Genomic DNA, 9,976 nt, shown 5'->3' on the forward strand with positions numbered 1-9,976 from the left:
GTGACACCATCGCCGCATGACGGAACCGAACGGCACCCCGACCGACGACCCGGCGGGGACCGGCCTTCCCCGAGGCATCGGCGCGCCCGCCACGCGCGCGCTGACCGCCGCCGGCTACACCCGCCTCGACCAGTTCGCGGGCGTACCGACCGCCGAGCTGCTGCGGCTGCACGGCGTGGGCCCCAAGGCTGTGAGGGTGCTGCGCGAGGCGCTCGAAGAGCAGGGGCTCTCCTTCCAGGACTGAGGCCGGCCCCTTCCGCCGTGGCGGCTTGTCGCGGGCAGCTCGATCCTGGAAGGGAACAGGCCCTCCCGCACGACCGGCCCGCACGAGACGCACGGGACGCCACGCCGGTGCTCGCGGGCACCCGACGCGGAGGTCCGCCGGGCGGAGCGCGTGGTGCCCGGAGCGGCACGGATGAACGGTGGATGTGATGGCGCGAGTCGTGGTGGACGGCGCGGATCTCGTCGTCCGGCTGTCCCTGCGCGAGAAGCTGGCGGCACGAAGACGCCGGGTCCGGGTGCCGCTGACGGAGCTGCGCGCGGTCTACGTGGAACCGGACTGGTGGCGGGCGCTGCGCGGCCTGCGCGGACCCGGTCTCTGGATCCCCGGACGGGTCTGTGTGGGCACCCGGATCCTGCCGGACGGCCGCGACTTCGCGGCGGTCCGCGCGGGCACACCGGTGCTGTGCGTCGAGCTGCGCCGCGACGCGCCCTACGGTCGTCTCGCCGTCTCCGACCCCGATCCGGAACAGGCGTTGGACGATCTGCTGCCGTACGTTCCCACGGACCGGCTCGAATGAGCCCCCGTCCGCACGGCGGACGGGGCCGCACGAGCGGGGGCGCCGGGTCGCGGGGGCGGGCGGGGCGAACAGGCCGTGACCGTCCCGCACACGGGCGCGGTCGGCGCCCGCGTGCTCCTGGCGTTCGGGCGGACGGGTGGACGAGCCGGCGCGACGGGCGGACGGACGGGCTGCGGAGCCCGCGTCCGCCGGGTCGGGGTCAGACCGGGCTGACGTTCTCCGCCTGGGGTCCCTTGGGGCCCTGGACGACGTCGAACTCGACCTGCTGGCCTTCGTTGAGCTCGCGGTACCCGGTGCTGGCGATGGCCGAGTAGTGGACGAACACGTCCGGGCCTCCGCCGTCCTGGGCGATGAAACCGAAGCCCTTCTCCGCGTTGAACCACTTCACTGTGCCGGTTGCCATGATGATCTCCTTCATGCGGCGGGAGCGACTCCCGCTGCGCGGGCGTCCGGCCCGACGGCCGCGGTCCGCGGCCTCCGACGGCACCCGCACCCTTCCATGGTCCCTCGCCGGGGCGGGGAAGTCCCGGCGGCGGGCGCGGCGGCCTCGCCCACCGGGTGCCGGGTGCCGGTCACCGGGTGCCGGGTGTACGGCGCGGACCCGGCGGAACTAGCGTGGCCCCATGGAACTCATCGGAAAGATCACGGCCGACCGGCCCCTGCTCGTCCTCGCCGTCAAGGAGGAGGCGCAGTTCCTCGACACGGACCTGCCGGTCCTGCTGACCGGCATGGGCAAGGTGAACGCGGCGATCGCGCTCACGTCCGTGCTCGCCGGTGTGTCGCGACCGTCCGGCGTGGTCAACCTGGGCACGGCCGGGGCGCTGCGCGCGGGCTGGGTGGGGACGCACGTCGTCGGCACCGTGCTGCAGCACGACCTCGACGGCGAGCTGCTGGCCACGCTGACCGGTGAGACGGTGGGGCAGCCGCTGACGCTTCCCGACGGTGGCGACGTCATCCTGGCCACCGGTGACGCCTTCATCGCGGACGAGGCCTCCCGCGTCCGGCTGGCCGCCCACGCCGCGCTGGTCGACATGGAGGGCTACGCGCTGGCGACCGCGGCCGCCTCGGCGGGGGTGCCGCTGCGGATCGTGAAGCACGTCAGCGACGAGGCGGGGGACGGAGCGGCCAAGACGTGGCGCGACGCGGTGGCCGAGTGCGCGCGGGCCCTGGCCGACTGGGCCGCGCAGAACACGCCGTACCGCTCCTGAGGCGAGGCACCACGTCGACGCGCGAAGAGTGCCGCCCTTCGGCCGTGCCGGGTGCGTCCGCGCGGCGTCACGATGCGGCAGCGGGCTCCCGACGGTCCCGTCCCCCGTCGGTCCCGTCCCCCGGCGCCGCCGAGGACCCGGGCCGGCTGCGGACCTGTCCGGGGCCGGCTCGGCGGCGTCAGCCGGCGGACGGCCCGAAGCGACGGCGGTAGTCGGACGGGGCGAGCCCGGTCTCCCGGCGCATCAGCGCGCGAAGATGGGCGGCCGTCCCCAGCCCGCTGGCGCGAGCCACGACGTCGAAGCGGGACTCACCGCGCTCGATGAGCCGACAGGCCAGGGCCACCCGCTCACCGGTGAGCCAGGCCAGCGGGGTGGTGCCGAGCTGGGCCCGGAAGCGGCGGTGGAGGGTCGCGGGGCTGACGGCCGCGTGGGCGGCGAGGTCCGCGACGGCGAGCGGTGCGTCGAGCCGCTCCTGGGCCCAGGCGAGGAGCGGAGCCAGCGACTCGTCGGGCTGGTCGGGAACGGGCCGTTCGACGAACTGCCTTTGTCCGCCGTCCCGGTGCGCCGCGAACACCAGTCGCCGGCTGACCGCGTTGGCCACTTCGGCGCCGTGGTCGCGACGGACGATGTGGAGCCCGAGGTCGAGCGCGGCGGCGCTGCCCGCGGCGGTGAGGATGTCGCCGTCGTCCACGAACAGGACGTCCGGTTCGAGCCGTACGGAGGGAAAGCGGGCCCGGAAGTCGTCGGCCCACTGCCAGTGCGCGGTGGCGCGCCGGCCGTCGAGCACGCCGGCCTCGGCCAGGGTGAAGGCACCGCTGCAGAATCCGACCAGGCGCGCGCCACGGGCGTGGGCGCGGCGGATCGCGTCGAGGACGGCGGGGCGGCGCGGCACCTCCACATCAGGGCGGTTGGGGACGATCAAGGTGTCCGCGTCGTCGGCCGCGCCGAGCGGGGCGACGCCCGTGAGCGTGAAGAACCCGTCCCGCATGAGGGTGCGGGGCTCGGGCGAGCAGAGCCGGAAGTCGTACAGATCGCGGCCGATTTCGGGCCTGCGGAGGCCGAAGACCTCGGTGGCGCAGCCGAGTTCGAAGGGGTTGGAGTTCCGGTCGACGATCACGACGACCCGGTGCGGACCGAGACCGTTCCCGTCCGGGAGCTTCTGCGCGTACGTCTGCGTCTGCGTCTGCGTCTGCGTCTGCGTCTGCGTCTGCGAGGATCCTTGCGCCATATGCTCTTTCTAGCACTCACGGCAGACCGGCGTCCGGCCCCACCATGGGCTCATGAGCAGCCTGAACGCACCGAACGCCGGTCCCGTCGACCTGGCCGCGGCCCTCTCGACCTTCGACGCCCTGTGGAGCCCGCGCATCGTGACGCGAGTGAACGACTACGACGTGCGGATCGCCAAGGTGGCCGGCGAGCACGTGTGGCACGTGCACGACGACACGGACGAGTTCTTCCTCGTCCTGGACGGCGAACTGCACATCGCCCTGCGGGAACTCCCGGCAGCCGGGGCGGACGCGACCGCCGGCGAGGAGGGGACGGAACGCACCGTGACGCTGCCCCGCGGCTCGGTCTTCACCGTCCCCAAGGGCGTACGGCACCGGCCCTCCGCCCCGTCCGGCGCCACCCTCCTCATGTTCGAGCCGACCGGGACACCGACGGTCGGCGACGACCACGAGGAGGTCCCGGACCACGTCGACGCCACGACCGGCCACGTCCTGGACCTCTGAGGCGACACTCCGAGGGGGTCGCCGACCACGGACGGCTCCCCGGGGCCAGTCCCGCAGCCGACGCCAGGACGTCACTCCGGAGCCGCCCACGGTCTCCGCGGGGACATCGCGCCACGCAACACTGAATCGATCAGGAGGCACGGCCCGCGGCACCCACCGCTGTTCGCGCCGCCGCCACGAATGCTGCGATCGCCGGGTGGGTGCCGCCGCCCGCGCGGAAGGCGATCTTCGAGCGACGGAAGAGGGGCAGCCGGGTCAGGACCACGTCCTCGGGAGCGTGTGCGGTGGCCATCTCCGGTACGAATCCGGCGCCTTGCCCGATGGCCGCCAGTGCCAGGACCGTACGAAAGTCGTTGACCTGATGGCGGATGCGCGGCTGGAATCCGGCTGCCTGACAGGCGCGCACGGCCATCGCGTGACCGGTCGTGCCGTCCCGGGCCGTGATCCATGGGGACATGGCCCACGGTCCGAGCAGCTCGGCCAGCGTTTCGCCGCGGGCGACGAGACCGGTGGCGGGCGCGCTGCCGGTGGCCAGGTACATCGGCTCCTCCAACAGGGGCACCTGGTCGACCGTGGTGTCCGGTGACGCGGGCACGAAGTCGTAGTCGTGAACGAGGGCCACGTCGAGTTCGCCGGCGCGTAGGCCGTCGGAGACTCGCGCCGAGTCGATCTCCTGCACCATTGGTTCCAGCGCAGGATGCCGCTGGGCCAGTTCGGCCAGCGTGGCGGGCACGATCGCGGGGCCGCCAGAGGGAAACGTCCCGATCCGCAGTGGCCCGCCGATGCCCTCACGTGCCCCTGCCAGCTCGGAGACGGCCAGTTCGAGGCGTTCGAGGACGGCGTCGGCGTGGGTGACGAGGGTGCGGCCCGCGGGGGTGAGCACCACCCGTCTGCCACTTCGTTCCAGCAGGGGTACGCCCGCCTCGCGCTCAAGCACGCTCAGCTGCTGGGAGACGGCCGAAGCGGTGAAGGTATGTGCCTCGGCCACGGCCGCGATGGTGCCGCGTCGGTCCAGTTCGCGCAGCAGGTGGAGTCGTCGGACATCAAGCATAAGATGATCTTACGCATGAGAGAAGAAATGCGAACTGGATCTACTGATTTGTGTCGGTCAGGCTGGGCGCATGAAGCCCGAAGCGAATCTCACCGGCCTGTTCGTCCCCTTGGTGACTCCGTTCACCGACGACCTGAACCTCGCCCCGGACGCGCTCGCCTGCCTCGCCGGCGAGGCGCTGTCGGCCGGCGCTCGCGGACTCGTTGCCCTGGGCACCACTGCGGAGGCGGCCACGCTGACCGCCGAGGAGAAGCGGGCGGTGGTCCGTATCTGCTCGGCCGCCTGCCGGGCGCACGGAGCTCCGCTGATCGTCGGCGTCGGCACCAACGACACCGCCGCCGCCATCACGACGCTGCGGGAGCTCGCTCAGAGCGGTGACGTCGCCGCGGCGCTGGTTCCCGCGCCGCCCTACACCCGGCCCGGTGAGGCGGGAACGCTGGCGCACTTCACGGCACTCGCCGAACACGGGGGCCTGCCGCTGGTCGTCTACGACATCCCGTACCGCACCGGTCAGTCGCTCGGCACCGGCACTCTGAACGCGCTCGGGCACCTACCGGAGGTCGTCGCGGTCAAGTACGCGACCGGTGCGATCGACGCGGCCGCGATGGAACTGCTCGGCTCGTCGACACCGGGCTTCGCGGTGCTCGGCGGCGACGACGCCGTCATCTCGCCACTCCTCGCGTCAGGCGCCCGCGGCGGCATCCTGGCGTCGGCCAATGTCCGCACTGCTGACTTCGCCGAGCTGATCTCGCTGTGGCAGCGAGACGCCACCGGACCGGCCCGCAGGCTGGGAACGGAGCTGGCCCGGCTGTCCGCCGCGCTCTTCGCCGAGCCGAACCCGACCGTGATCAAGGGGGTGTTGCACGCCCAGGGCCGTATTCCCAGCCCGGCCGTCCGGCTGCCGCTGCTGGCCGCCTCCGCTGACTCGGTCCGGCTGGCGGCGGCCCTGTCCGCCACCAGGACCCACCAAGCCCACCAAGGGACCGCGGCCTGAGACAGACCCGTGGTCCCCGGGGGAACCCCGTAGACCTTCGATGCAAGGCGACTGGGCCCGGCCCGCTCCCGTGCCACCACACTCCCCACATGGGCGAGCTGTCCAGGCGGCCGAGGCGGCGGGTCGATCCACAACGTGGACCTGTCAGCAGCTGTGACGATGAGATTGCGACGATGCCCGCATGACTGATGAGATCCGGAAGACCTACCTGCAGGCTGCCGAGAAGGCGGTGCACCTACTGGCCACAGAGCAGGTGGCCCGACACTGGGAGACCGGATCCGTGCTCCCCGGGATGTCAGTGGGTGGGCTGGCCGGCCACCTTGCGCGTAGCGTCCTCCAGGTCGAGTGGTTCCTCGACGGTCAGGTGGTCGGCGCGGAACCGGTGTCACCGGTTCGGTACTACGCGCGGCTCGCCGATACGTCGTCGCCGGACTCTGCGCTGAACGTCGGAGTGCGTGCCCGCAGCGAGGAAACTGCCGCAGCCGGCCCCGCAGCCGTGGCTGAGCAGGCCCGGGCAGCGTGGATGCGGCTGGCGCAGCGGCTGGGCATGGAGTCGGCCGATCGGCGGGTGGCTGTCCTTCACCGGCCGGGAGAGGAGATGTCGCTCGACGGATACCTGCAGACCCGTTGCGTCGAGCTGGCGGTTCACCTCGATGACCTCGCGCTCAGTGTCGACGCGCCGTGCCGAGTGCCCGATGCTGCGCTCGCCATCGCGGTGGACGTGCTCGTTGCCGCCGCCCGGGGCAGGCACGGCGACCAAGCCGTGCTGCATGCGCTCGCCAGGCGTGAGCGCGACGTCGACCAGGCCCTACGTGTGTTGTAGGTATACGAACGACGCGCCGATCTCCACCAGGGGCTGCTCGAACTGGCCTGCAGGCTCACATGCTTCCGCCGCCTGCGAACCTCATTCTGAAACGATCAGTGAGACGGCCGAAGCCGAACGGGTGAGTTCAACCATGCCCCGGACGCTACGTCCGGACGTCGTCGGGCGCGTCAGCCCAAGGGCGCACTTCCCCGGCGCCCCGTCAGACCGCAGTCGCAGTCGGACGCGGAATCGGATGCGGATGCGGATGCGGAATCGGACGACGTGCGCACGGTCGCCCCGCTGCCGCACTCGGGGTCGCCACCGCCGTCCCCATGTCCGGCGAACCTCGTTCGTGAACAGGGGATTTCGTCGGCGCGGCACGTCTCCCGGCGGGTGTACCAGGGGCCGGGACGACCTTGACAGTGCGAAAGGCCACCTGCCTAAGCTGAGGCGTTCCCCTCGGACCAGTGGAGGCCCTCGTGCGTGCACCGATCGCGTCGCCGCGTGCCGGCGTCCGCGTGGGGGGCACGAGGCTCATCTGCCGTCGGCATGTCGACTTCTGCCGCACCGCCTCCGCCATCTGTCCTTCCGCACACAGCTGACTCCTCTCCTCACCCGCCGGTGCGCCGCGTCGCGCCCGCGTGGTCCCTGTGTGCCCGTGGAAGGACCCCCATGCCTCAGCCACCCCTCTACCTCGCCGTCGAGATCGACGGCGACGGTGACCATCCCGCCGCTTGGCGCCGGGCCGCGCACGCGCCCGGCGAACTGCTGACCCCTCGGCGCGTCGCGCGGGTCGCCGCCGCCGCCGAGAACGCCGGCTTCACGCTCGTCACCCTGGACGACAGCCTGCTGCCGCCCGCCGGCGACGCACCGGCGAACATCGTGGGCCGGATCGGCGCCGTCGAGCGCGCCGCCTTCGTCGCCGCGTCAACGAGCGTGCTCGGCATCGCCCCCATTGCGTCCACGACCTATGCCGAACCGTTCCATCTCTCCTCCCAACTGGCCACGCTCGACCACGTCTCGGCGGGCCGCGCCGCGTGGGTGGCGACGGCCGACGAGTCGGGGCAGGCAAGCGTCCACGCGGCCCGGGCCTGGGGCCGGCCCCCGGTCGAGGGCGCCGAAGCACTCGGCCGTGAGGCCCGTGACGCCATACGGGTCGTCCGGGACCTCTGGGACTCCTGGGAGGACGACGCGGTCATCCGGTCCGTCGCCACCAGCCGCTACCTCGACCGGGACCGTCTGCACTACATCGACTTCACGGGTGACACCTACACGGTCAAGGGCCCGGGGATCGTCCCGCGCCCGCCGCAGGGCCGTCCGGTCGTACTCGCGCGGGAAGGTCTCGTACCCCCCGCGCTGATCGACGTCGCCCTGGTCGACGGCGCCTCCCCCGCACGGCTCGGCGAGGCGGCGGCCCGCTCCGGCGCGCCGCTGGCGTTCGCCGAGGTCGAGGTCGCCCTCGACACCCCTGGCGAGCCCGCCGAAGAACGTGTCGCCGACCTGGAACGGCACGCCCCCTGGCACAGCACCCCGCACCGTCTGCGGCATGTCGGATCGGCCGCCGGACTCGTCGCACTGCTCACCGAGTTGAGCCACCACGTCGACGGCGTACGGCTGCGCCCCCTCGTCCTCGACGAGGACCTCTCCGTCCTGTCCCGCCTGGTACTGCCCGAGCTCTTCGCCCGCCGCGTCGCCGGCCGCCCGCTCCCCGGCGCCACCCTGCGGACCACCCTGGGCCTGCCCCGGCCCGCGAGCCGCTTCGCCACACCGCGCGCGGACGCCGGCGCTGACGTCACCGCCGCCACCGCCGTCCGGGAGGAGACCCGATGACCCGCACCGATCCCACCGACGTGCCCCGCCCCGACGCCGAGCTGCACTTCGGCGTCTTCTTCCAGGGCGTCAACCACTGGACGATCTGGTCCGACCCCGCGAGCGGCTCACAGATCGACCCCGCCTCCTTCCGACGGGTCGCGCAGACCGCCGAACGCGGCCTCTTCGACGCCTTCTTCCTCGGCGACGGCCTACGGCTGCGCGAGGTGGACGGGAAGATCCACGAGTTGGACGTCGCCGGTCGCCCCGACTCGATCGCCCAGCTCGCCGCGCTCGCCGCCGTCACCGACCGGATCGGCCTCGTCAGCACCTCCAACACGACGTTCAACGAGCCCGCCGACCTCGCGCGCCGCTTCGCCGGTCTGGATCTCCTCTCGGAGGGACGCGCCGGCTGGAACGTCGTCACCACCGACAACGCCTGGACCGGCGCCAATTTCCGGCGCGGCGGCTTCCTCGACCACGCCGACCGCTACCGGCGCGCCGAGGAGTTCCTGGCCGTCGCCCGCGACATCTGGGACGGCTGGGCGAGCGGAGCCGTCACCGACACCGCCGACGCACGGTCCTGGTCCGTACCCGGTGGGGTGCGCCCCGTACGGGCCCGGAGCAGCCAGTTCGACATCGACCTGACACCCACCCTGCCGCGCAGCGCCCAGGGGCATCCGGTGATCTTCCAGGCCGGCGACTCGCCGGCCGGCCGGGACTTCGGCGCCCGCAACGCGGACGTCATCTTCTCGGCCCACGGCACGGAGTTCGACGACGCGCTCGCCTTCGCCGAGGACATCCGACGCCGGCTGCGCGCAGCGGGACGCCCCGAGGACGACGTACGGATCCTGCCGGGTACGGAGATCATCATCGGCGCCACCGAGAAGGAGGCGGAGGAGAAGGCCCGCTGGGTCCGGCTCCAGCAGGTCACCCCGGCCACGGCGTTGGGCATCGCGGGACTCCTGTGGGGCATCGACCTGTCCGGCCGGGACGCCGACGGCCTGCTGCCGGCCGAGGATCCGGTGGTCGAGGAGGACACGGGTACGTTCGGCGCCGGCCGGGTCTCCGATCCGCGCCCGGTCGTGGCCGAGTGGCGGGCGAAGGCCGAGGCCAACGGCTGGTCCCTGCGGGAGACGGTGATCGAGCTCGGCCCGCAGCGCGGCCACGTGGGGACGCCCGCCGGACTCGCCGAGAAGTTCGTCCACTTCGCGCGGCACGGGGCGATCGACGGCTTCAACATCTCGCCGTACCTCGTCCCGGACGGCCTCGACGACATCGTGGACCTCCTCGTGCCGGAGCTCCAGGAGCGCGGCGCCTACCGCACGGCCTACACGGGCACGACGCTCCGGGACCACCTCGGCCTCCGCCCTGCCCGCCTGGCGACGGTGTAGGGAGGGGGGTGGGGCGGGGGCGGGGGTCTTCGCGCTGGGGGGCTTGGAGGGTGCGGGTCCTTTGGGGTCTTGGGGCGGGCCGGTCTTCGGCGGCTTCTGGTGGTTGGCCGCCCTCTCTCCGAGTGTGGCGGGTTGCGGCGCCGCATCAAGGGCGCTCCTTCGTCGCGTCGGCTTCGCCGATTCCG

11 protein-coding genes and 2 pseudogenes are annotated in these 9,976 nt (G+C 72.8%); 9 read left to right on the forward strand and 4 right to left on the reverse strand.

Annotation, left to right across the window (positions count from 1 at the left end; all coding sequences use genetic code 11):
* Positions 1–16 precede the first annotated feature (16 nt).
* Both ACGFZF_RS19270 and ACGFZF_RS19275 read left to right on the forward strand, forming a co-directional pair.
* Complete coding sequence (locus ACGFZF_RS19270) at positions 17–244, forward strand: DNA-binding protein (RefSeq protein ID WP_393555591.1); 228 nt, start codon at positions 17–19, stop codon at positions 242–244.
* Positions 245–431: 187 nt separating this feature from the next.
* On the forward strand, positions 432–800 hold the full coding sequence (locus tag ACGFZF_RS19275) for a hypothetical protein (RefSeq protein WP_393555593.1): 369 nt from the start codon (positions 432–434) through the stop codon (positions 798–800).
* A 199-nt stretch (positions 801–999) separates the two neighbouring features.
* On the opposite strand, the gene ACGFZF_RS19280 is transcribed toward ACGFZF_RS19275, so the two are convergent.
* A complete protein-coding gene (locus tag ACGFZF_RS19280) occupies positions 1,000–1,203 on the reverse strand; it encodes a cold-shock protein (protein WP_356604853.1) in 204 nt (67 codons plus the stop codon).
* Between the two features lie 220 nt (positions 1,204–1,423).
* Here ACGFZF_RS19280 and ACGFZF_RS19285 point away from each other — a divergent pair, with 220 nt between their 5' ends.
* Positions 1,424–2,008 (forward strand): nucleosidase, encoded by a 585-nt coding sequence (locus tag ACGFZF_RS19285; protein WP_393555595.1) that lies wholly within the window; start codon positions 1,424–1,426, stop codon positions 2,006–2,008.
* Positions 2,009–2,186: 178 nt separating this feature from the next.
* Here ACGFZF_RS19285 and ACGFZF_RS19290 read toward each other — a convergent pair whose 3' ends face one another.
* A complete protein-coding gene (locus tag ACGFZF_RS19290; RefSeq protein ID WP_393555635.1) occupies positions 2,187–3,125 on the reverse strand; it encodes a GlxA family transcriptional regulator in 939 nt (312 codons plus the stop codon).
* 163 nt (positions 3,126–3,288) lie between these two features.
* On the opposite strand from ACGFZF_RS19290, the gene ACGFZF_RS19295 reads away from it, so the two are divergent.
* Entirely contained in the window at positions 3,289–3,738 is a 450-nt protein-coding gene (locus ACGFZF_RS19295; RefSeq protein WP_393555597.1) for a cupin domain-containing protein, read from the forward strand.
* Between the two features lie 21 nt (positions 3,739–3,759).
* Here ACGFZF_RS19295 and ACGFZF_RS19300 read toward each other — a convergent pair.
* Positions 3,760–3,852, reverse strand: a pseudogene (locus ACGFZF_RS19300) (IS5/IS1182 family transposase); the annotation flags it as partial.
* Between the two features lie 16 nt (positions 3,853–3,868).
* Complete coding sequence (locus ACGFZF_RS19305; protein WP_393555599.1) at positions 3,869–4,789, reverse strand: LysR family transcriptional regulator; 921 nt, start codon at positions 4,787–4,789, stop codon at positions 3,869–3,871.
* A 70-nt stretch (positions 4,790–4,859) separates the two neighbouring features.
* Here ACGFZF_RS19305 and ACGFZF_RS19310 point away from each other — a divergent pair, with 70 nt between their 5' ends.
* From ACGFZF_RS19310 to ACGFZF_RS19330, 5 genes and pseudogenes are all read left to right on the forward strand, one after another.
* A complete protein-coding gene (locus tag ACGFZF_RS19310) occupies positions 4,860–5,783 on the forward strand; it encodes a dihydrodipicolinate synthase family protein (protein ID WP_393555601.1) in 924 nt (307 codons plus the stop codon).
* Between the two features lie 181 nt (positions 5,784–5,964).
* Entirely contained in the window at positions 5,965–6,606 is a 642-nt protein-coding gene (locus tag ACGFZF_RS19315) for a maleylpyruvate isomerase N-terminal domain-containing protein (RefSeq protein WP_393555602.1), read from the forward strand.
* Positions 6,607–6,609: 3 nt separating this feature from the next.
* Positions 6,610–6,696, forward strand: a pseudogene (locus tag ACGFZF_RS19320) (IS5/IS1182 family transposase); the annotation flags it as partial.
* Positions 6,697–7,260: 564 nt separating this feature from the next.
* Positions 7,261–8,418 carry an LLM class flavin-dependent oxidoreductase gene (locus ACGFZF_RS19325; protein ID WP_393555603.1) on the forward strand — a complete coding sequence of 386 codons (1,158 nt, stop codon included), beginning with the start codon at positions 7,261–7,263 and terminating at the stop codon, positions 8,416–8,418.
* Positions 8,415–9,791: an NtaA/DmoA family FMN-dependent monooxygenase gene (locus tag ACGFZF_RS19330; RefSeq protein ID WP_393555605.1), complete on the forward strand. Its 1,377-nt coding sequence runs from the start codon at positions 8,415–8,417 to the stop codon at positions 9,789–9,791. The genes ACGFZF_RS19325 and ACGFZF_RS19330 overlap by 4 nt, the downstream gene beginning before the upstream one ends.
* Positions 9,792–9,976: the final 185 nt, after the last annotated feature.

The organism is Streptomyces sp. NPDC048338 (assembly GCF_043201055.1).
Classification (GTDB): domain Bacteria; phylum Actinomycetota; class Actinomycetes; order Streptomycetales; family Streptomycetaceae; genus Streptomyces.